Genomic DNA, 22859 nt, shown 5'->3' with positions numbered 1-22859 from the left:
CGTGGTTCCTTACTTCGGTGCGGGCGGTTCGGACGACGGAGCTCCTCGACTAGACGTCGAGGAACCTCACGTCCTTCGCGTTGCGCTGGATGAACGAGCGGCGGGACTCGACGTCCTCACCCATGAGGACCGAGAAGATCTCGTCCGCCGCCGCGGCCTCGTCGAGCGTGACCTGCAGGAGCGTGCGGTGCTCGGGCGACATGGTCGTCTCCCACAGCTCCTGGTAGTCCATCTCGCCCAGACCCTTGTACCGCTGGACGGCGTTGTCCTTCGGCAGCCGCTTGCCGGCGGCCTGGCCGTCGACGATGACGGTGTCCCGCTCGCGATCGGAGTACACGTAGTCGTGCTCGGCGTTCGACCACTTGATCCGGTACAGCGGCGGCTGCGCCAGGTACACGTGCCCCTGCGTGATCAGGTTGGGCATGTAGCGGAACAGGAGCGTGAGCAGCAGCGTCCGGATGTGCTGACCGTCGACGTCGGCGTCGGCCATGATCACGATCTTGTGGTACCTCAGCTTGGACAGGTCGAAGTCCTCGCCGATGCCGGTACCGAACGCGGTGATCAGCGCCTGGACCTCCTGGTTGCCCAGCGCGCGGTCCAGCCGGGCGCGCTCGACATTCAGGATCTTTCCGCGGATCGGGAGGATCGCCTGCGTACGCGGGTTGCGCCCACGCACCGCGGAGCCACCGGCCGAGTCGCCCTCGACGATGAAGACCTCGCACTCGTCGGCACGGTTCGACTGGCAGTCGCGGAGCTTGCCCGGCATGCCGCCGGACTCGAGCAGCCCCTTGCGGCGGGTCGCCTCGCGGGCCTTGCGGGCCGCCATCCGCGCGGACGCGGCCTGGATCGACTTGCGGATGACGTCCCGCGCCTCGGTCGGGTGCGAGTCCAGCCAGTCGCCCAGCTGCTCGTTGACCACGCGCTGCACGAACGTCTTGGCCTCGGTGTTGCCGAGCTTCGTCTTCGTCTGGCCCTCGAACTGGGGCTCGCCCAGCTTGATGGAGATGACGGCCGTCAGGCCTTCACGGATGTCGTCACCCGTGAGGTTCTCGTCCTTCTCCTTGAGGATCCCCTTCTCCCGCGCATAGCGGTTGATCAGGGACGTCATCGCGGCACGGAAGCCCTCTTCGTGCGTGCCACCCTCGGTGGTCGAGATCGTGTTCGCGTACGTGTGCACCGACTCGGAGTACGCGTTGGTCCACTGCATGGCGATCTCGACGGCGATCCGGCGCTCGGTGTCCTCGGACTCGAAGTCGATGATCTCGGGGTGGACGACCTCCACCTTCTTGGCGCTGTTCAGGTGCTTGACGTAGTCGACCAGGCCGTCGTCGTACTTGTAGGTGACGTTCCGCGACGTCGGCGCGGTCTCGTCGTCCCCCGCGACCTCGTCGCCGGCGGTCACGTGCTCCGGGCGCTCGTCCGTCAGCGAGATCTGCAGGCCCTTGTTGAGGAACGCGTACTGCTGGAAGCGCGCGCGCAGCGTCTCGAAGTCGTACTCGGTGGTCTCGAAGATGCTGGGATCGGCCCAGAACGTCTGCGACGTGCCGGTCTCGTCGGTGGGCTCGCCCTTCTGCAGCTCGCCCAGCGGCTTGCCGCCGTCGGAGAAGTCCTGCTGCCAGACGAAGCCGTCGCGCTTGACCACGGTCTCCACGCGCGTGGACAGCGCGTTCACGACCGAGATGCCGACGCCGTGCAGACCGCCCGAGACCGCGTAGCCCGCGCCACCGAACTTCCCGCCGGCGTGCAGGATCGTCATGACGACCTCGACCGTCGGACGGCCCTCGGTCGGGTGGATCGCGACCGGGATGCCACGGCCGTTGTCGACCACGCGCACACCGCCGTCCGGGAGCAGCGTGACCTCGACGTGGTCGCAGTAGCCGGCGAGGGCCTCGTCCACGGAGTTGTCGACGACCTCGGACACCAGGTGGTGCAGGCCGCGCTCGCCGGTCGAGCCGATGTACATGCCGGGACGCTTGCGTACCGCCTCGAGCCCCTCGAGCACCGTGATCGCACTGGCGTCGTACCCGCCGTTGCCGTCCTTGAGGCTCTTCGTCGTGCTGGACGGGGTGGTGCTCTGCTCGGCCACGGGCGGTGGTGCTCCTCAAGCTCTCACACGCGACGGAGGGCGCCGACCGAACTTCTCCGGGGCGGATCACTCCATGACGCTGGAGTTCCAGGCACAGGCGCGCCAGGAATGACCTTCACAGTCTACCTGGTGGACGGGCCTGGACCCTCTTTTCCCACCGGCGTCGAGCCACGCATTCCTCGGTCAGCGGAACGTGTCGCGCTCGCCGCGTCCGGCGACCCTCTTCGGACCCGTCTTGAACCGGGGCCCACCCGGGTTCAGCACCGTGATCTCCAGGACGATCCCCTCGCCGAGATCCGCGGCGAACCGGCCCAGCATCGCCGGCGCCAGGAACTTCAGCTGCGTCGCCCACGACGTCGAGTGCGCCCGCAGCGTCAGGGCCCCACCCTCGAACGACACGTACTCGCAGTGCTCCGCCACCTGCGGACCGACGAGCTCCGACCACCGGTGCTTGAGCACGCCCGCGACCTGGTCGGACGGCCCGCCGAGCTGGTCGAGCAGGCCGCTGACCGTCGAGCCGATGAGCTGCGGGTCGCGAGCGCCCGGCCCGGCGGTCCCCACGGCCACCGGGACCAAGGGCCGACGACGGGCGGGATCGCCCGGCCGATAGCCGCGCTGTGCCGCCGCTGCCTTCGCGCGGCCCAGCGCACCGAGCGCCACCTGGCGCGGCGGGGTCAGCTCGACCAGGTCCCGGAGCGGGGTGTCTGCCGCCTTCGGCTCGGGGAAGAGCTCCTCAGAGGACACGTGCCACCTCCCCGCCCATGACGTCCACCCGTGCCCCGGCCAGCGGAGCCGGGACGTCGTCGGCCACCGCCGCCGTGATGAGCACCTGCCGTGCGGGCGCGACGAGCTCCGCGAGTCGGTCGCGTCGGCGGGCGTCCAGCTCCGCGAACACGTCGTCGAGGATCAGCACCGGCTCACCGTCCGGTCCCCAGTCGCCGCCGACCCCCTCGTCGCCACGGGTCAGCAGCTCGTACGAGGCGAGCCGTAGCGCCAGCGCGAACGACCACGACTCCCCGTGGCTCGCATACCCCTTGGCCGGCAGCCCGCCGAGCGTGAGGACCAGGTCGTCCCGGTGCGGCCCGACGAGGCTGACTCCGCGCTCGATCTCCTTGCTGCGCAGCCGGCCCATCGCCTCGAGCAGCTGCGCCTCCACCAGGTCGACGCCGGCGGTGTCGTCATCGGTCTCGAGCACCGCGTCCAACGACGCCTTGTAGGTGACGATCGCATCGCCCTGACCGGCGCTGACCTGCGCGTATGCCTTCTCGATGTGCGGCGCCAGCGCCCTGACCAGGCTCCTGCGCGCGACGATGATCTGCGCCCCGGTCTGTGCGAGCTTGGCATCCCAGACGTCCAGCGTGCGCAGGTCCGCCCCCGCACCCCGACGCGCCACGGCTGCGGACTTCAGCAGCGCCGACCGCTGCCGGAGCACCCGGTCGTAGTCGGCGACCGTCCCCGCGACCCGCGGGGTGAGCTGGACCAGGAGGTCGTCGAGGAAGCGTCGTCGGCCGTCCGGGTCGCCCTTGACCAGGGACAGGTCCTCCGGCGCGAAGAGCACCGTGCGCAGGATGCCGAGCACGTCCCGCGCCCGGGTGGGCGAGCCGCCGTTCACGCGCGCCCGGTTCGCCTTGCCGGGTGTGACCTCGATCTCGACGAGCGTCGAGCGCAGACGCCCGGGCTCCAGCTCGCGGACGACCTTCGCCCGGACCACCGCACGGGTGGTCCCCGCGCGCACGAGCGCGGCATCCGTGGGGACCCGGTGGCTGCCGAGCGTCGCGACGTAGCCCAGCGCCTCGACCAGGTTCGTCTTGCCCTGCCCGTTGGGGCCGACGAGCGCGGTGATCCCCGGCTCCAGCGGGAGCTCGACCTGCGCGTACGAGCGGAAGTCCGTCAAGGAGAGGTGGGCGACGTACATCGGTCCCGGCTACAGCGACTGCGACGGCGGAGTGCCGGTGACCGGTCCGGTCGTTCCCGCGGGCTTCACGGCGTGGCCCCCGAACTGCTGGCGCAGGGCGGCCACGGCCTTCATCGCCGGGGACTCCTCCTGCCGGGACTGGAACCGGGCGAACAGGGAGGCCGAGATCACCGGTGCCGGCACCGCCAGGTCGATTGCCTCGTCGACCGTCCACCGGCCCTCGCCGGAGTCCTCGACCCAGTCGTCGATCTCGCCCAGGCCCGGGTCCTGCTCGAGCGCCTTGACCAGCAGCTCCAGCAGCCAGGACCGCACGACCGTCCCGCGCTGCCACGCCCGCATGGTGCCGTGCACGTCCGTGACCAGGTCCTTCGCGGCCAGCAGCTCGTAGCCCTCGGCGTAGGACTGCATCAGCCCGTACTCGATGCCGTTGTGCACCATCTTGGCGAAGTGGCCGGCGCCGACCGTCCCCGCGTGCACGAAGCCCTCGTCCCTCGGGCCCTCCGGACGCAGCGCGTCGAACACCGGCATGACCTTCTCGACGACGGCTGCGTCGCCTCCGACCATGAGGCCGTACCCGTTCTCGAGGCCCCAGACGCCGCCCGAGACGCCGGCGTCCAGGAAGTCGACACCCATCTTGGCGAGCACGTCGGCGTGCTTCTGGTCGTCCTGGTAGTACGAGTTCCCGCCGTCGATGAGGACGTCACCCGCCGTCAGCAGACCGGCGAGGTCGTTCACGACGCTGTCGGTGATGACGCCCGAGGGCACCATGACCCAGACGACACGCTCACCCGCGGGCAGCGCGTCGACCAGCGCCTCGAGCGAGGGGACGTCGGTGACGTCCGGATTCCGGTCGTACCCCGTGACCTCGATGCCCGCGGCACGGATGCGGGTGCGCATGTTCGCACCCATCTTGCCCAGACCCACCAGACCGATGTGCATGACTGTGCCTCTCTCGGAGCCGCGATCGCGCGTCCCACTGTGCCGCACGTGACGGCGGTGCGCCGGTTTGCCGGCCTCAGCTGGCGAAGCGGATGGGGACCAGCAGGTACCGGTACTCCGGGTTGTCCTCGCCGTCGAGCGACTCCTGGCCCGTGAACTCCACGGGCTTGTTCGGGTGCGTGAACGACAGCCGGACGAACGTGGTGCTCAGCGCGCCCAGACCGTCCAGCAGGAACTGCGGGTTGAACGCCACCGAGATGTCGTCACCGACGAGGGTCGCCTCGAGCGCCTCCGACGCCTGCGCGTCGTCGCCCTGGCCGGCATCGAGGACGACCTGTCCCTCGCTGAACGACAGGCGGATCGGCGTGTTGCGCTCCGCGACGAGGCTCACGCGCTTGGCAGCGTCCGCCAGTGCGTGCGTGCTGACGATGGCGTGGATGGGCGTCTCGTCGGGGAACAGCCGACGGACCGCGGGGTAGTCGCCGTCGACCAGCAGGCTGGTGGTCTGCCTGCCGGCCGCCTCGAACCCGATCATGTCGACACCCGAGCCGGTGGACAGCGCCACCGTGACGGAGCCGGCGCTGCCGAGCGACTTGGCGGCGTCGGACAGCGTCCGGGCACGCACGAGCGCGACGGTCGAGATGTCCGGGGACGACGGCTTCCACGTGAGCTCGCGCAGCGCGAGCCGGTAGCGGTCGGTGGCCAGCAGCGTGACCTTCTCGCCCTCGATCTCGACGCGCACGCCCGTGAGCAGCGGCAACGTGTCGTCGCGGCTCGCGGCGACGGACACCTGGGCGACCGCGTGGGTGAGCTCGTCGCCGTCGACGGTTCCCGTGGTCGGGGGCATCACCGGGAGGTTCGGGTAGTCCTCGACCGGCATCGTCAGGAGCGTGAACCGGCTGGCACCGCAGGTCACGACGACCTTGGTGCCGTCGAGGACCACGTCCACCGGCTTGTCGGGCAGGGCGCGGGAGATCTCCGCGAGCAGACGGCCCGAGACCAGGACGGTGCCGGCCTCGCTCACGTCGGCGGGGATCTGCGACCGCGCGGAGACCTCGTAGTCGAAGCTCGAGAGCTGGACCGTGCCTGTGGTGTCGGCCTCGAGGCGGACACCTGCCAGGACAGGGACCGGCGGCCGAGTGGGCAGGCTGCGCGCCGTCCACGTGACGGCGTCCGCGAGAACGTCACGGTCGACCCGGAACCTCATACCTCACCTCTCGTCGAGCTGGCCTGGCCGGTGTGCCGTCACGGGTTGTGCGGGGTCCGGGCGGGCAGGCGTCAGGCGAACACTACGCGAGTGGTCCGACGCTCGGTACGGGCATGGGGATGACAACGACAGCCGTGTCGTTCGCCGGCCGCCTCACGTCCTCTGGCGGTGTGTGGATCCCCCATCTAGAGAAGTGTCATCGTCGTCATCGGTCCTGTGCACTGTGTGGATCGTCGATGTCCGTGCAGGTCACGCCCCGATCAGGCTGTGTACCCGGGGTGTGGGCCGATTCGGACGTCCGGTGGACGACCGTGGACGGCTGGAGAAGGCCGCGTCTGTGTCCACCGCTCGGGGGCGTCCCGTCCACACCTCGATGGCGTGTCATCCACCGTCGTCCACAGGTGAGTGCACAGGTGTGGAGATTCGTCCCATGCATGTCTCATCCGGAGGGTGAAGGTTGGAGTCAAGGGACTCGTATCGTTTCGACGGTGAGAGTTGTCTCATCCCCGGAAGCCCGAATCACCCCTTTGTGAACGCACACATTGCTCCCACGATGTCCGCTTTACGGCGTAATCGCAGGTCAGAGGAGCGTCAGCACGCCTCAGGGGGATGGGTGCGCCGAATGGGTGAACCTCGTCACAAGTGTCCCCAGGTGCCTGTGGACAGCTGTGGATAACTAGGGCCCGTCAGCCTCTGTTCTGCTGCTTGATCCGGTTCGTCAGCTCGGTGACCTGGTTGTAGATCGACCGGCGTTCCGCCATGAGCTCACGGATCTTGCGGTTCGCGTGCATGACCGTGGTGTGGTCCCGCCCACCGAAGGCCTGCCCGATCTTCGGCAGGGACAGGTCCGTCAGCTCCCGGCACAGGTACATGGCGATCTGGCGGGCGGTGACGAGCACGCGCGAGCGGCTGGACCCGCACAGGTCGTCGATGCTGAGGCCGAAGTACGCCGCCGTCTGGCCGATGACCTGCGTCGCGGTGATCTCCGTCGTCTGGTCGTCGGTGATCAGGTCCTTGAGGACGATCTCCGCGAGCGACAGGTCGACCTGCTGCCGGTTGAGGTTGGCGAACGCCGTGACCCGGATCAGAGCACCCTCGAGCTCGCGGATGTTGGTCGAGATCTTGCTGGCGATGTACTCCAGGACGTCCGGCGGAGCCTGGAGCCGCTCGCTGCCGGCCTTCTTGCGCAGGATGGCGATGCGCGTCTCGAGGTCGGGCGGCTGCACGTCGGTGATCAGGCCCCACTCGAAGCGCGACCGCATGCGGTCCTCGAAACCGTTCAGCTGCTTGGGCGGCAGGTCGGACGTGATGACGACCTGCTTGTTCGCGTTGTGCAGCGTGTTGAACGTGTGGAAGAACTCCTCCATCGTCTGTTCCTTGCCCTGCAGGAACTGGATGTCGTCGATGAGGAGCACGTCGACCTCGCGGTAACGCCGCTGGAACGCGCCTGCCTTGCCCTCGCTGATCGAGTTGATGAAGTCGTTCGTGAACTCCTCGGAGTTCACGTACCGCACCCGGACGCTCGGGTACAGGTTCTGCGCGTAGTGGCCGATCGCGTGCAGCAGGTGCGTCTTGCCCAGACCCGAGTCGCCGTAGATGAACAGCGGGTTGTACGCCTTGGCCGGCGCCTCGGCGACCGCGACCGCGGCAGCGTGCGCGAAGCGGTTCGAGCTGCCGATGACGAACGTCTCGAAGAGGTACTTCGGGTTCAGACGCGCGGGCTCCGCCGGCATCCGTCGGTTCGCCGGCGGCGGCCGGTCGTCGTTGCGGCCGCCGTACCGGCGCTCACGCACCTGGTCGTCGCGGTCGTCCTGACCGTCGTCGGGAACGAGCGACAGATCAGGGCGGGCTTCGCGACGCGCATCTGCCTCGTCGGCCTCGCGCTCGTCGCGGGACTGGCTGTACGGCTCGTGGCGCTGGTCCGCACCCGAGCCGACCACCCGGAGGGCAGGCGGCGCGTCCTCCGCGAGCTCCGGGTCCACCGTGATCGCGAACCGCGCCTCACGGTCGAGGGCCGCGCTCAGCGCAGCCGTCACCTCGCCACGGACGCGAGACTCCAGGTAGTCCTTGGTCAGGTCGTTGCCAACCGCGAGCAGGAGGGTGCCGTCGAGCAGTCCCAGCGGCCGCGCGAGCCGGACGAAGGCGATCTGGCGCGGGGTGATGTCCGGACTCGACTCCAGGGTCGACACCACGTGGCCCCAGACCCGGGAGAGCTCTTCGTCCTGTGACACGTGCTACCTCAGCTGTTCGATCGCGTGGGTGGTCGAGTCTCGCACGGTGGGGCGTTGTCCACACAGTTGTCCACACCTGTGAGCAGTTGGTCACGCGAGTGTCATGGGTGCTCAGACACGATGGGGACGGCCCGTCAGGTGCCGTTCTCGAGCTGGTGGCCGCCGCGACCGACGGCCATCCACGACGTCGTGATCCACAGGCCGTACCCCCCGGCGACGATGACCGATGGTAGTGGCCCGGGCGGAGCGCGGGGAGTGCCCGACGGGGTGACGTCTCCTGCCGCTGTGGCAGGATCGTTACGGCGCGTCGCGCGCATTTGACCGGCCAGTACGGCGGGAAGTACGGTATTGCAGCCTTCTCGATGGCCCCTGCTGGCGCGCCCTGACGCCGCACGCACGCGATGCGTGACCTGGGAGCAGTTCGAACTCGGCAGCCTGAACCTGGTCGCGCGGCACATGCGAGACCCACCCGATGTACTTGGAGACTCTCGTGAGCAAGCGCACCTTCCAGCCGAACAACCGGCGCCGGGCCAAGACCCACGGCTTCCGCCTGCGTATGCGTACCCGCGCCGGCCGCGCGATCCTGGCGGCTCGTCGTCGCAAGGGCCGCGCGGAGCTCTCGGCCTGACACCACCGTCGGTGCTGTCCGCTGCGCACCGCATGCGCCGCGCTGCCGACTTCGAGCAGGCGGTGCGCCGAGGCGCGCGCGGCGGACGGGACACCCTCGTGGTGCATCTGACGACCAGGACCGATCACTCGCCCTCCGGGCCGGTGGTCGGTCTTGTCGTGTCCAAGGCGGTAGGGACCGCGGTGACGCGGAACCTGGTCAAGCGTCGGTTGCGTGAGCTGGTCCGTGCGCGGCTGGCAGCGATGCCGGCCGATGCGGGCATCGTCGTCAGGGCCCTGCCGCCCGCAGCGACCCGCCCGTTCGACCAGCTGGGCGCCGACCTCGACGCCGCGCTGGAGACAGCTGCTCGTCGCGCTCGCCGACGGACCGAGGCCTAGTCATCCCATGACTCTTCGATCTGTTGCCCGCGGAATCGTGCGTGCTCCCGGCCGGCTCCTGCTGCTCCTGCTGAAGGGGTACCAGCGGTTCATCTCGCCGATGACCCCGCCGACCTGCAAGTTCTACCCGTCCTGCTCGCAGTACGCCGTCATCGCGGTGCAGCGCCACGGCGCGATCCGCGGGACCGGGCTCGCGATCTGGCGGGTGCTCCGCTGCAACCCGTGGAACCTGGGTGGCGTGGACGACGTTCCACCAGCACGATCCGTTCACCACCATCACGACGTGGCTCCGTCCACACACTGACCCCCCGAGGAGTTCTGCCCGATGGACTGGTTCGACGGTCTGCTCAAACCCATCATGGTCGTAGTCGCCTGGATCATGGTGAAGTTCCACGCGCTCTTCAGCGCGATCGGGCTCGACCCGGAGGGTGGCGCCGCCTGGTCGCTCTCCATCGTGGGACTCGTGATCGTCATCCGGATCCTGCTCATCCCGCTCTTCTTCCGGCAGATCAAGGCGTCGCGCGGCATGCAGCTGCTCGCGCCCGAGATGCAGGCGATCCAGAAGAAGTACAAGGGCAAGACGGACCCCGCCTCCCGCGAGGCGATGAGCCGCGAGACGATGGCGCTCTACCGGGAGCACGGCACCAACCCGTTTGCGTCCTGCCTGCCGATCCTGCTGCAGTCCCCCATCTTCTTCGCTCTGTTCCGGGTGCTCATCGAGCTCCCTCGGATCGCGGACGGCACCTATCCCCCGATCGGGCCGATGACCCCGGCCCTCGCCGCCCAGGCCGAAGCCGCGACGATCTTCGGCGCACCGCTCTCTGGGACGTTCATGCAGGCCGGCGACAACTGGCACATCCGCGTGGTGACGGTCGTCCTGATCATCGCGATGTCGGCGACCACGTTCCTGACGCAGCGCCAGCTCACCATGAAGAACATGCCGCCGGCCGCGCTCCAGGGCCCGATGGCACAGCAGCAGAAGGTGCTGCTCTACGTGCTGCCGCTGATCTTCGCGTTCTCCGGCGTGAACTTCCCCATCGGTGTCCTCATCTACTGGACCACCACCAACCTCTGGTCGATGGGCCAGCAGTTCTACACGATCCGCCGCATGCCGGCCCCGGGCTCCCAGGCAGAGATCGCCATGAAGGAGCGCAAGGCCAGGAAGGCCAAGTCGCACGGTGTGGTCGAGGAAGACGCCGGCGCGGCTCCCGTGATCATCGAGGAGAAGCCGCGCGGGCAGCGGGAGCAGCCCAAGCGCAAGGACCGCAACAAGCCGCGGCCCGTCATCGACGAGATCAAGGACAAGCCCACCGTGCCCGGTGACAGCGAGTCTGACGGACCCACGCCTGCGCCCGGCGCACCCACCAAGCCAAAGAAGTAGCGCAACCGCGCGACGATGAGCGGAGAGAGAACTCCATGACTTCGACCCAGCCCGACGCCGTCCCCGTCGAGACCACCAGCACCAAGCGTCTCGAGGAGGAAGGCGAGATCGCCGCCGACTACCTCGAGGAGCTCCTCGACATCGCCGACCTCGACGGTGACATCGACATCGACATCGACCACGGCAGAGCAGCCGTGGAGATCGTGTCCGAGGACCCGGCCGACAAGTCGCTCTCCCGGCTCGCCGGTCACGACGGGGAGGTCCTCGACGCTCTCCAGGAGCTGACCCGCCTTGCCGTCCAGGCGAAGACCGGTGAGCGCAGCCGCCTCATGCTCGACGTCGCCGGCTACCGCTCTGCTCGGCGGGCCGAGCTGGTGACCGTCGCCGAGGAGGCCATCGCCCGCGTGAAGGAGTCCGGCGCAGCCGTGGCACTCGACGCGATGAACCCGTTCGAGCGCAAGGTGGTGCACGACGCCGTCGCTGCCGCCGGGATGTCGAGCGACTCCGACGGCGTCGAGCCGAATCGGCACGTGGTGATCCGTCCCGCGTGACGGATCCTCCCGTGCGGAGCTGAAGGGGTGGGCCTGAGGCCCACCCCTTCGTCGTTGGCGCTACATGGCCCGCATCGCTGTTTCACGTGGAACGTCGCGGTCGACCGAGCAGTGCTCGGTGATCGCCGGCCAGCTTCGGCGCGGCCCGTACTCCTTGCTCACGATCTCGATGAGGGTCGCCTGCATTCATTCAAGCCCTTGTGGCGCTCATCTGCCCAGGGATGCGGTGTGGACCAGGCGCCGTCCCCTTGCTCCGGCCGCCACTCACGGCGCAGTCACGGCGATGCGCCTGAACCGGGCACGCGGCGATTGAACCCGGCGTCTGTCAGTTCGCACTCGGCGCTACCTGGCGCCGCGCGATCGAGCCGCTGATCCGGCGCCGCTTCACGGGCGGACGTGGCCGGCTGCTTCACCGTGCCGAACCGGACGGCGAAGGCGCCGTTCCGGGAGAGCTCCGCGCGTGTCGTTGTTTCACGTGGAACATCGGATCGCGAACCCTCCGCGAAGGTACGTCTGTCTCTTGTTCGAGCTCCCGCTGCCGACGGCACACCGGGTGGTCGCCGTGACAGTCCTTCTGCGCCCCGCGGAGGACAGACAGCTGTTCCGAGCTCCTACGGGGAGTTCTGTTGCGCTCTCCGCCTGAACGGCAGGACGCGTGAGTGTTGGCCGAACGTTGATCCGAGACGGCTCGTGACCGGGGCGCACCGACGACCCGGCTGTTCTGCGTCTTCTTCGGTTGATGAGATGCGCGTCGCGGTCGCGCCCGGCGCGTGCGAGGGCTGGCAGTGGGCGAGATGAGGGAGGGCGAACCACGGCACGGTCATCGTCAGAACTCGCGGCGTTGTGCATGCGGAGTGTCATGTGGAAGAGGCGTGGGCCGTTCCACCAGCTGCTTTCTTGCGGACCCGCTCATCGCGGTGCTTGCGAGAGGTCGCCTGCCTATGCATGGTGGACGACGGGGGTCGGCGCCCATGTGTGCACCGACGCGGCGGCGGCTTGGCCTCCAGATAGGCCGCGTGGCTGCGCGGCACCGCCTGCTCGGTGGACGGGAGCCGGAGAGGTGGAACCGCAGCAGTGACTCCTCGGCGGCTCTGTCGGCGACGCGGGTGCGTGCGCCGATCGCTACCGGTCGATCGCGAACGAACAGTGTCTGTGCAGCCTGTGGGCGGCGCCCCTGCAACTGGGCCCTTCCAGCCTGAGGGCGGGCGCGAGTGCGGCACGATCACGAGCCTCGCGAGCCCCGGCAGTCGCCCGGGACCGACGTGCTGTTTGATCCGGAGGACTGCGGACTGCGTCGACCGGCGCGCCTCTCAATGCCTGGCCTGCGGTGCAAGCGCCTGGGCGCGGGGTGACTGCCGGCGCCGACACCGACCAAGGCGCCACCACAGTTCTGCCGGGCCCCGGGGGTGCGGAGACCGCCGGGAGGTGCACGCCTCGCGGTCGCTGCTCGTCTGCCGCGTGCGATCACGTTTCACGTGAAACGGGCCGCAGCTGGAGTTGGTCCTCGGCAGCACGACCGTCTCCGCCGGGCGCACGGTCGCGCCGCCCGCGCCGCCACCTCGGCCGGATCTGAGGCGGCGTGACGGGACGGGGTGGCGGGCCGGGAGATCGCCCGCCGGCGGCTACGGGCGCCTGCGGTCCAGTTGGTGACGAGAGCGAGTTGTGCTGCCTGCGATGGCGCCAGGAAGGCAGCCTTCGACCAGGAGTCCTACTCCACTGCTTTCTCAGACCCTCGGCACATGAAGCTATGCGTGGCGAATCCATCTGGAGCACACGATGTTCGCCCATGCCTTCATATGCGCCCGGCTGCACCTCAAGGATTCGTGACGAGCCCAGTTCTGGACTCGGCTAGGGGCCCTACTCGGACAGAGGGGCCCGAGTGGTCATCCGATCGCTGCGGGCTCGCGACGCCTCGATGCGGATCGGGAGTGGCCAAACCGCGCGCTTGATCGACGACGCCTCGTCTCGTGCTGTTTCACGTGAAACAGCCCGTCGGTTCGAGCGAGCTGCACCAGCGGCCGAACGCAACTATCACTGGCTTCGGCGCTGGTGAGAGCCACTGGCCGGATCATCAACCCCTCCTGGTTCCGCTTCCCTCTGCGGCCGATGCCGTGTGAGTTGTGATCTCAGAGCCGGAGCTGGAGCCGAGGCCATGAGAGGGCAACCACCGCGGTGCCGGTGATCGCCCATGCCGTCGACCACCCGTGCCGATGCCGGCGCACGCCCGTGGGTGTGCCTCGCGCGTGCCGGTGTGGGTGCCCGCCGATGCCGACGCCCGGTGGTCGCCGGTGTCGGTGCCTACCGGTGCCGCTACTCGGTGGTCATCGTTGTGGGTGCCCGCCGGTTCGCTGCCTGGTGGCTGGTGTCGGTGCCCGCCGGTGCCGCTGCTTGGTGGTCATCGGTGCCGCTGCCCGCTGGTCCGCTGCCTGGTGGCTGGTGTCGGTGCCCAACGGTGCCGCTGCTTGGTGGTCATTGGTGCGGGTCCCGGCCGGTTCGCTGCCTGGTGATGCCTGGTGTCGGTGCCTACTGGTGCTGGACCGCATTGGTCGCCGGGGTCGGTGCCCGCCCGGCTCCATCGTTCGGTCGTCGCCGGTCCTCGCTGGTGCGGCTGCAGGTGTCGGATACGGGCTACGTCACGCCGCTCGGGGACGACCCTGCGTGCGCCGAACGAGCGCGAACGACGAGTGGATCCCAGCGGCTGTCCGCTAAGCGTTCCGCGTCCCTTGGCGCCCGCCCTGCTGCTCAACGACGCTCTTGCGCCGCCGCTGGAGAGTTTGGTGAGCGAGTGGGAGTGGGCCACCCCCATGCGTGACGAGACGCGGAAGCCGGCTTCGTTTCACGTGAAACGACTGGTGTCGAGACGAACGCATGCCTGGATCGATGGCCGCAGGAGCGATCCTTCGTCGCCGTCCACAGGGGTTACGGGATGAAGCTTGGCGCGATCCGCGCGGCAGCGCGAGCGGCCAGGGCCGGTTCCCCGTCGAGCGTGTGACCCTCAGGCAAGTCAGATCGAGTGCTGCCGGGGACTGCTGGCTGGAACGAACTGTCCAAGGAGGGGGAGAGCCCGGCAATGTTGCGCGTGAGAACGCACCTGTTTCACGTGGAACATCGACGATCTCCAAGGGGCAGCAACAGACGGCACGTTCCGCGGAGCCCCTGCGTTCAAGGGAGGACACCGGGCCACCGCCTACCAGCGGCCACCCCTGCCGGCCGAGTTGTTTCCGCGTGTGCACAGCGAGGTGTCGGCCCTCTCTAATCCTTCTGCCCACCGTGACAACTGGCCGGTACTGACTCCTACCGCGCTTCCAGTTGCGTGCTGACCTGCGTCGCCCGCGCGCGTTAGAGCCATCGCAGGTGGAGATGCGCACTTGTGGTTTCACGTGGAACAGAGTCGGGACTGAACGTCGAGCGAACTCGGCTCCGGTGCCGGCTCCGGTGTCTCTCGGCGCTGTGTGTGACCAGCGATCGGCTAGGCGATGCATCGTGGAGCGCCAGCAGGCCGTGATCCTCACCAGGACGATTGCGCAGTGACTGCCCGATGCCGTAGCGCGACATCGTCGATCCACTGGCCCTGGCGCCAGCCTGCTCCCGAGCCCAGCACCTCGCACCTGAACCGGAGCCTCCAGCCCGGCTGAGTCCCAGCCGGAGCCCTGCTCCTGAGGCCGAACTCGAGCCGTGAGCCCAGCACCGCGCGCGGAGCACCGCGCCGCTATTCGGAACCCCGCGCCTGAGCCCCGGGTCTTGAGCCCCGAGTCCTGCACCGCACGCCGAGCATCGCGCCGCTGTTCGGAACCCTGCGCCTGAGCCCCACGCCTGAGCCCCGAGTCCTGCACCGGACGCCGAGCATCGCGCCGCTGTTCGGAACCCTGCGCCTGAGCCCCACGCCTGAGCCCCGGTCCTGCACCGCACGCCGTGCACCTGTCCGGAACCGTGCTTATGAGCCGAGAGTCCTGCGCCGCCGGTCGACCACCGCGGCGCCGCCCTGAGCCCTTGGCCCGGAGGCCCGACCTCATGGCCGTGTCGTTCGACCTCGGAGCTCGCAGCCGACGGCCGGCCAGCACGCGATCCTGAGCAGGCGGCCCGCTGGGCGACCGCTGGGCCGCTGACTCGTCTCTGTGGGATGCAGGGCCACGGCGTGTGGGCACGTGAACGTGGTGCCCGTTAGGGAGGCGCAGCTCGTGCTCGTGACGACGCTGATCCTGGGTGGGAGAGCGGGTACGTCTGCGAGATCAATGTGACCTCACCTGGCGTGTGGGTGCCCGGCAGTTGGCAGTCATCCGAAGGGGAGTCAGGCCTCCAGCGGTGGGAGTCCGCACGCGAGTACAGCCAGCCTGGCGCGGCGCGGATCGGAGGATTGGGCCAGGTCGCCCGTTGGCGACGCCCTTGATGGCCTTCGCCTTCGCGGTGATCACCGGGGTGTTGCATCCGCCCCGGGAGCGTGTCGGCAGCACCGATCGGACGCCCGACGACCCAGACGCATGGCGATGTCGTGTCGCCCATCGCGACTGGCGTAGGACGTTGTTGCCGACAGGCTCGGATGACGCAGGACCGACGGAGTGCAGCACGGTACGGTAGGGCCGCGACGATCCGGGAGTGGGTCGTCGCGCGGCACGCGCCGGCACGCCGGCGGGTCGGCGCGCAGCTCGTTTCACGTGAAACCTGGGGGACCTGACGGTGACGGATGCTCAGTCGGCCGCGACCGACGGAGCAGACCCGCTTGAGGGCGACGCTCGGCTCGAACCGTTCTTCGGATCGTCGTGGACTGCGGTCAAAGGTTTCCACGATCTGCTCGTCGACCAAGGAGAGCTCCGCGGGCTCGTCGGCCCACGGGAGTTCTCCCGGTTGTGGGAACGGCACCTGCTGAACTCAGCGGCGGTGGTCCCGTTCCTGCCGACCGAAGGCCGGATCATCGATCTGGGGAGTGGGGCTGGGCTGCCCGGGATCGTGGTCGCAGCGATGGTTCCCACCGCCGAGGTCGTGCTCCTGGAGCCGATGGAACGGCGTACGGACTGGTTGAGCGAAGTCGTTGAGACTCTGCGACTCGACAACGTGGTCGTGCGGCGCGGGCGGGCGCAGGACGAGCACGGCAACCTGGTCGGCGATGCGGTCACTGTCCGCGCGGTGGCGGCTCTGGAGAAGCTCTACCGCTGGGCCATCCCGCTGCTGAACAGCGGCGGAACCCTCCTCGCGCTCAAGGGAAGCAAGGCGGAAGCGGAGATCGAAACGGCCAAGCACGTCGGCCGCAAGCTCGGCGCCGGGGTGGCGTCCGTCGTGGACGCTCCCACGATCGAGGGAGTCGAAGTGACGAGGGTGGTCCGCGTCGTACGGGAGGCAGTGCCTGGTGTTCGGTAGGAAGAAGCGTCGACAGGAAGAGGCGGCCGCACAGGCCACCGAGGCAGCTGCGGAACAGGCTGGGGGATCCGCACCCGGCGCGTCCACGTCGGCGTCACTGGAGTGGACGCCAGCACCGACGACCACGGCGCCGTCCGCGTCCCAGCCTGCCTCGGCGTACAGCGCGCAGCCGTCGGGAGCGGCGCTGCCGCCGTCGGGACCAGTGGAGGGGCTGTCAGGACCAGCGCAAGCGCCGTCGGGACAGGCGCAGGCGCCGTCGGGACCAGCGCAAGCACTCTCGGGTCAGACGCAACCGTCGTCCAGTCAGCCGCTGCCGCCGTCCCGACGGGCGGAGCCCTCGTCTGGTCCGCCGGACCTACTGACCGGACAGGCGCAGCCGGCGAGTATCGAGGAGCGGGTGGCAACCTCATCGTCGCAGCCTGTGACCGGTGGATCGCAGGTGTCCGCCGCAGCGCCGCACTCGATGAGCGGGACCCCCGCCGCGCCAGAGACCACGGCCGCGCAGGGCTCGCCGGCGGCCAGCACCGGCGTCCCGTCGCCAGATGTACCACTCCGGCCGGCCTTCGCGCCGTCGCCGCCTGGGGCAGGGCAGACGCCGCCGGCACGCATTTCGTCACAGCCCTCTCCCGCGGCGACGGAGTCTGCAGCCGCTCAACCGACGGCACAGCAGTCCGCGACGGCACAGCAGCCTGGATCCGCGACGGCACAGCAGCCTGGATCCGCGACGGCACCGCAGACTGGATCCGAGGGGACGCAACACTCGCTGGCCTCGGCACCGCCTTCGCCTGCTCAGCGGGAGTCCGCATCCGGTCGACCCTCGACGCCGCAGACCCCGTCGGCACCGCCGGCTCCTTCGCAGCCCGGCGCCGGTCCACTGGCGGGGGACGGCGCTGCCGCGGCTCCCGGATCGACGGGGTCGAGCGACGGCCCATTCGCCGACGATCGGGCCGGCTCTGACACGGGCGGGTCGACGGCCAAGTCCCGTACCGCGGACCGCAAGCCGGTGAGCGCAGGAGAGCCGTACATCCCGATGGTGAGTGCGCCGGCGACCCCGGCGAACGACTCTGTTTCACGTGGAACATCAGCCGCCACCGACAGCGTCGCGCCGACTACGAGCGCGGCCGGATCATGGGATGAGTCGGGTGTTTCCGCAGGTCAAGGCCCCACAGACGCGAGGGGAGAGGAGAGTGGGGCCCAGGCCTCGTCGGCGCCGGCCGATGTGACATCGAACTCGCCCGGGGTGGACGGCCCCGGTGCCGCAGAAGTCGACGGTGAGCGTGACACGATCACGCCCATGGCGCCCCGACACGACCTCGACCCCGAGGAGACACGTCGGGCTGCCCTGGTCGAGAGCCTGCCGGTCGTCACGGATGAGACGCCCCTGATGGCCGAGCTCAAGCAGGACGCCCGTCGCAGGATCGAACTGCAGGGTCGTCGGTTCCCTCGCCCTGCGCAGACCCGGGTGATCACCGTTGCGAACCAGAAGGGCGGGGTCGGGAAGACGACGACAACCGTCAACATCGCGGCCGCGCTGGCACAGGCGGGGCTGAACGTGCTCGTGCTGGACAACGACCCGCAGGGCAACGCGTCGACGGCTCTCGGTGTCGAGCACCGGGCCGGGACGCCGTCGATCTACGAGGTCCTGGTCGACGGGGCACCGCTCGCCGAGGCGGTGCAGGAGAGCCCTGACGTGCCGAACCTGTGGTGCCTCCCGGCGACCATCGATCTGTCGGGTGCGGAGATCGAGCTGGTCTCGATGGTCGCGAGAGAGACCCGGTTGCGGAACGCTCTCGACGCCTATCTGGAGTGGCGGGTGGCGAACGGGCACGAGCGCATCGACTACGTGTTCGTCGACTGCCCGCCGAGCCTGGGGCTGCTGACGGTCAACGCGTTCGTCGTCGCTCGCGAGGTCCTCATCCCGATCCAGTGCGAGTACTACGCGCTGGAGGGCCTGAGCCAGCTGCTGAAGACGATCCAGCTGATCCAGGCGCACCTGAACCCGCGTCTGCACGTGTCGACGATCCTGCTCACGATGTACGACGCGCGGACCAACCTTGCGCAGCAGGTGGCGACCGAGGTGCGCACGCACTTCCCCGAGCGGACGCTCCGCACGACCGTTCCCCGGTCCGTCCGGATCTCCGAGGCGCCCAGCTACGGCCAGACAGTGATGACCTATGACCCGGGGTCGTCCGGCGCCTTGGCCTACCTCGAGGCGGCCCGCGAAGTCGCTGAGCGAGGTGCGCTCGAGGACGCGGACGACCTCACCGACGGGCCGTCGACCAGCGACTCCCACCAGACAGACCACGAGTACCAGGCGGCTTCGCCCGTCCTTCAGGAGGAACAGTGAGCGAGAAGCGACGCGGCTTGGGCCGTGGCCTTGGGGCCCTCATCCCGACCGGCCTGGACGGCCAGCGACCCAGCGGAGGCGAGCGTCCCGCGGACGTCTTCTTCGGGGACGCGAAGCGGGACAACGGAGAGCCCACGGCACCCGCTGCCGCCGCGACGGCCACGCTGACCGAAGCAGCGCCGGCGGTCCCGGTGACGGTGCCCGATTCGCCTGAGGTCGCCGGAGTCGTGCCGGCATCGGCCTCCAACGGGACGCCGGTCGGCAGCGTGGCCGAGACGGACGTTCGACGGGTGGAGACGGTTGCGGCGGAAGCAACGCCTGCGGACGTCACCTCCGCTGATGGTCTGGTTCCTGTGCCCGGAGCGCGGTTCGCGGAGCTGCCTGTGGGTGAGATCCGCCCGAACCCGAAGCAGCCGCGCACCGTGTTCGACGAGGACGCCCTCGAGGAGCTGGTCGGGTCGATCCGTGAGGTCGGCGTGCTCCAGCCGATCGTCGTGCGCGACGCCGGTGACGGCTACGAGCTGATCATGGGTGAGCGGCGGTGGCGTGCGACGCAGGCGGCGGGTCTGGCGACGATTCCCGCGATCATCCGGGACACCGACGACTCCGACCTGCTGCGCGACGCGCTGCTGGAGAACCTGCACCGGTCAGAGCTGAACCCGCTGGAGGAGGCTGCGGCGTACCAGCAGCTGCTCGACGACTTCGGCTGCACGCACGAGCAGCTGGCGACGCGCATCCAGCGGTCCCGCCCGCAGATCTCGAACACCCTCCGACTCCTGAAGCTGCCGCCCTTGGTGCAGCGTCGGGTAGCGGCAGGGGTGCTGTCCGCCGGGCACGCTCGCGCACTTCTCGGGCTGAGCGACGGCGCAGCCATCGAGCGCCTCGCGCAGCGGATCGTGGCCGAGGGCCTGTCGGTCCGGGCGGTCGAGGAGATCGTGTCGCTCGGAGGTGACGCGGAGCCGGCCGCTCGTCGTGCCGCTCCACGGGCGGGCGTGAAGAACGAGGCACTCGACCACCTCGCGGCACGGCTTTCGGACCGGTTCGAGACCAGGGTCAAGGTCAGCCTCGGGAAGTCACGAGGCCGGCTCACGGTCGAGTTCGCGTCGGTCCAGGACCTCAACCGCATCCTGGCCAGCCTTGCACCCGAGGACCCAGGCCTCCTCAAGGGCTGATCCGTACGACAAACAGGTGGAAAGTCGTACAAGTCCTGCGATTCCGCAGGTCAGTGGATCAGTGATGCCTCCACGAGGGCCCGGTACAGGCTCCCGAGCGGCAGTCCTGCGGCCTCCGCCGCCTGCGGCAGGAGCGATGTCTCGGTCATGCCCGGCGCCACGTTGACCTCCAGGAACCACGGGGTTCCGTCGGCGTCGACGATCAGGTCGGTGCGGGACAGTCGGTCGAGCCCGAAGGCGGTGTGCGCGGCGACGGCGAGGTCAGCGACGGACGTCGCGAGCTCCGGCGACAGGCGCGCGGGAGTGAAGTACTCCGTGCGGCCGGGGTTGTACCGGGCGTCGAAGTCGTAGGGCCCATCGGTCACGATCTCGACAGCCGGTAGCGCGAACGGTCCGTCGCCGGTGTCCACCACACTCACCGCAACCTCCGTGCCGCTGACCGCACGCTCCACGAGGGCGGTGTCGCTGTACGCGAAGCAGTCCACCATCGCCTGCGGCAGGGCATCGGCGCTGGTCACGAGGGTGACGCCGAGGGCGGACCCACCCCGGGAGGGCTTCACGACAACGGGGAGCCCGAGCGTGCCGACGATCGCGTCGAGTACCTGACGCGCGCCGAGCTCCCGAAACAGCGACTGCGGGAGGGTCACGAAGTCCGGTGTCGCAAGGCCGGCGCGGGCGGCGACGGTCTTGGCGATCGGCTTGCTCCAGGCGATCCGGCTCTCGCGCGGCCCCGTTCCCAGGAGTCGCAGCCCGAGCAGCTGGACGACGTCGCGCACGGAGCCGTCCTCTCCGCTGGTCCCGTGCAGGAGCGGCCAGACGAGATCGGGCTGCAGCTGGACGAGCGCCGGTACCAGGTCGGCGTCGACGTCGTGGATCGACACGTCCACACCGACGGAGCGCAGTGCGTCGGCGACACGTCGGCCGGACCGCAGCGACACGTCACGTTCGTGGGAGAGACCCCCGGCGAGGACGACGACCCGGGGCGACGATGCAGTGGTGCTCACGGCGAGTGGACTCCGATGAAGGGGCGAGCGACGGTGACGAGGCGAGCGACAGTGTGGTGACGAGCGACGGTGACGTGACGAGCGAGGGCGCCCGAGGGAACAACGGTGACCGAGCGCGCCATCGCGAGGAGGTGAGCATCGGTGGCCGGAGGAGAGACGACGCCCGGACGAGGCGTCGGCGCCGAGGGGGCGAGAGAGACATGGCGCGTGTCAGCATGGTGCGCTGAGTCGGCAGGGCCGGGCATCACGTCCTGACGAACCCGCAGGTCAGGCGACATCCGGACCGGGTTGCTGCACGTCCGCGTGGCCGGTCGACCCGGTGGTCCCGAACAGCTCGACGAGCTCGCGCTCCCCGGCGACGACGCCGGCGAGCCGCCGGACGCCTTCACGGATGCGATCGGGAGTGGGGTAGCAGAAGGAGAGCCGCATGTGGTCGGCACCGGAGCCGTCGAAGTAGAAGGCGGTACCGGGGACGTAGGCGACCCGGGCGGTGACGGCCCGCGGCAGCATGTCCTTGGCGTCCAGGCCGTCGGGAAGCCGTACCCAGGTGTAGAACCCGCCGTCGGGGACGTTCCACGAGGCCTCGGGGAGGTGCTCGGTGAGCGCGGAGACCATGGCGTCGCGTCGCTCGCGGTACTGCTCGCGGTACGACTTGATCTGCCCCCGCCAGTCGCAGGTGGACAGGTAGGTCGAGATGGCGATCTGCGACGCGTTCGACGGGCAGAGGATCGCGGACTCGCTGGCGAGGACCAGCTTCTCGCGGACGGCGTGCGGGGCGACGACCCATCCGACGCGGTAGCCGGGGGCGAAGGTCTTGGAGAACGACCCGAGGTACAGCACACCTTCGTCGTCGAGGGAGCGCATGGCGGGGACCGGGTCGCTCGAGAAGCCGAGCAGGCCGTACGGGTTGTCCTCCAGCACCAGCACGCCGTAGCGACGCGCGATCTCGAGCACCTGCGGCCGGCGGTCGACGGACAGGGAGACGCCGGCGGGGTTGTGGAAGTTGGGCACGGTGTAGAGGAACTTGACCCGTCGTCCGTCGCGGGCGAGCGCGGCGAGGGTGGACTCGAGCGCCGCGGGGATCAGGCCGTCGGCGTCGATGGGGACGTGGACGACGTCGGCCTGGTAGGCGCGGAACACGCCGAGGGCGCCGACGTAGGAGGGTGCCTCCGCGACGACGACGTCGCCGGGGTCGATGAAGATGCGGGTCACCAGGTCGAGTGCCTGCTGCGAGCCGGTGGTGACGACGACGTCGTCGGGGTGCGCGTCGATCCCTTCGAGCGCCATGACGTCGAGGATCTGCTCGCGCAGGGTCTCGTCGCCCTGGCCGGAGCCGTACTGCAGCGCCTGCAGGCCGCGGGTGGCGACGACGCGTTGGGCCAGGTCACCGAGGATGTCCAGGGGGAGGCCCTCGAGGAACGGCATGCCGCCGGCGAGCGAGACGACCTCGGGCCGGTTGGCGACGGCGAACAGGGCGCGGATCTCCGAGGAGCGCATGCCGTGGGTGCGTTCGGCGTAGGAGCCGAGCCAGCGGTCGAGGCGCGTTCCGGTGCCGGCGGCGGAGGACGTGGGGGGGCCCGACGTCTCGCCGTCGGGAACCGGGTGCTCAGTCATGCACCCGAGTTTCGCACGGGACGTCGCATGCTCCGCGCACCGTCCCACCGACACG

At 69.5% G+C, this 22859-nt stretch carries 16 protein-coding genes; 8 read left to right on the top strand and 8 right to left on the bottom strand.

The window, feature by feature from the left end; all coding sequences use genetic code 11:
- Positions 1-49 precede the first annotated feature (49 nt).
- From gyrB to dnaA, 6 genes are all read right to left on the bottom strand, one after another.
- Positions 50-2086, bottom strand: a complete 2037-nt coding sequence (gene gyrB, locus ASD16_RS09040) for a DNA topoisomerase (ATP-hydrolyzing) subunit B (protein WP_055916040.1) — start codon at positions 2084-2086, stop codon at positions 50-52.
- A 183-nt stretch (positions 2087-2269) separates the two neighbouring features.
- Positions 2270-2830, bottom strand: coding sequence for a DUF721 domain-containing protein (locus ASD16_RS09035; RefSeq protein WP_082570730.1), 561 nt, complete (start codon positions 2828-2830; stop codon positions 2270-2272).
- Positions 2820-4001, bottom strand: coding sequence for a DNA replication/repair protein RecF (recF, locus tag ASD16_RS09030; protein WP_055916038.1), 1182 nt, complete (start codon positions 3999-4001; stop codon positions 2820-2822). Before recF ends, ASD16_RS09035 begins: the two co-directional genes overlap by 11 nt.
- A 9-nt stretch (positions 4002-4010) precedes the next feature.
- Positions 4011-4940, bottom strand: coding sequence for a phosphogluconate dehydrogenase (NAD(+)-dependent, decarboxylating) (gene gnd, locus ASD16_RS09025; protein WP_055916036.1), 930 nt, complete (start codon positions 4938-4940; stop codon positions 4011-4013).
- A 76-nt stretch (positions 4941-5016) separates the two neighbouring features.
- Complete coding sequence (gene dnaN, locus ASD16_RS09020) at positions 5017-6147, bottom strand: DNA polymerase III subunit beta (RefSeq protein WP_055916033.1); 1131 nt, start codon at positions 6145-6147, stop codon at positions 5017-5019.
- A 686-nt stretch (positions 6148-6833) separates the two neighbouring features.
- The gene (gene dnaA, locus ASD16_RS09015) at positions 6834-8378 is read right to left on the bottom strand and encodes a chromosomal replication initiator protein DnaA (protein ID WP_055916031.1); all 1545 of its coding nucleotides are present in this window, start codon (positions 8376-8378) and stop codon (positions 6834-6836) included.
- A gap of 490 nt (positions 8379-8868) precedes the next feature.
- Between dnaA and rpmH the strand changes: the two genes are divergently transcribed.
- The 8 genes from rpmH (at position 8869) to ASD16_RS08975 (ending at position 20186) form a co-directional block, all read left to right on the top strand.
- The gene (rpmH, locus tag ASD16_RS09010) at positions 8869-9006 is read left to right on the top strand and encodes a 50S ribosomal protein L34 (protein WP_010849920.1); all 138 of its coding nucleotides are present in this window, start codon (positions 8869-8871) and stop codon (positions 9004-9006) included.
- A gap of 11 nt (positions 9007-9017) precedes the next feature.
- The gene (gene rnpA / locus ASD16_RS09005) at positions 9018-9383 is read left to right on the top strand and encodes a ribonuclease P protein component (RefSeq protein ID WP_055916030.1); all 366 of its coding nucleotides are present in this window, start codon (positions 9018-9020) and stop codon (positions 9381-9383) included.
- Positions 9384-9390: 7 nt separating this feature from the next.
- A complete protein-coding gene (yidD, locus tag ASD16_RS09000; protein ID WP_055916028.1) occupies positions 9391-9687 on the top strand; it encodes a membrane protein insertion efficiency factor YidD in 297 nt (98 codons plus the stop codon).
- Between the two features lie 21 nt (positions 9688-9708).
- On the top strand, positions 9709-10764 hold the full coding sequence (yidC, locus tag ASD16_RS08995; RefSeq protein ID WP_055916025.1) for a membrane protein insertase YidC: 1056 nt from the start codon (positions 9709-9711) through the stop codon (positions 10762-10764).
- A 35-nt stretch (positions 10765-10799) separates the two neighbouring features.
- A complete protein-coding gene (locus ASD16_RS08990) occupies positions 10800-11315 on the top strand; it encodes a R3H domain-containing nucleic acid-binding protein (RefSeq protein WP_055916023.1) in 516 nt (171 codons plus the stop codon).
- Positions 11316-15989: 4674 nt separating this feature from the next.
- Entirely contained in the window at positions 15990-16667 is a 678-nt protein-coding gene (rsmG, locus tag ASD16_RS08985) for a 16S rRNA (guanine(527)-N(7))-methyltransferase RsmG (protein WP_055916020.1), read from the top strand.
- A 1294-nt stretch (positions 16668-17961) separates the two neighbouring features.
- Positions 17962-19014, top strand: coding sequence for a ParA family protein (locus ASD16_RS08980; protein ID WP_082570838.1), 1053 nt, complete (start codon positions 17962-17964; stop codon positions 19012-19014).
- Entirely contained in the window at positions 19011-20186 is a 1176-nt protein-coding gene (locus ASD16_RS08975; protein WP_055916018.1) for a ParB/RepB/Spo0J family partition protein, read from the top strand. The genes ASD16_RS08980 and ASD16_RS08975 overlap by 4 nt, the downstream gene beginning before the upstream one ends.
- A gap of 50 nt (positions 20187-20236) precedes the next feature.
- On the opposite strand, the gene ASD16_RS08970 is transcribed toward ASD16_RS08975, so the two are convergent.
- Both ASD16_RS08970 and ASD16_RS08960 read right to left on the bottom strand, forming a co-directional pair.
- Positions 20237-21190 carry a D-alanine--D-alanine ligase gene (locus ASD16_RS08970; protein ID WP_055916016.1) on the bottom strand — a complete coding sequence of 318 codons (954 nt, stop codon included), beginning with the start codon at positions 21188-21190 and terminating at the stop codon, positions 20237-20239.
- 267 nt (positions 21191-21457) lie between these two features.
- Entirely contained in the window at positions 21458-22804 is a 1347-nt protein-coding gene (locus tag ASD16_RS08960) for a PLP-dependent aminotransferase family protein (RefSeq protein WP_055916011.1), read from the bottom strand.
- Between the last annotated feature and the right edge of the window lie 55 nt (positions 22805-22859).

It is taken from the genome of Cellulomonas sp. Root485, from assembly GCF_001426705.1.
Classification (GTDB): Bacteria; Actinomycetota; Actinomycetes; order Actinomycetales; family Cellulomonadaceae; genus Cellulomonas.
This window is presented reverse-complemented; position numbering and strand designations above follow the sequence as displayed.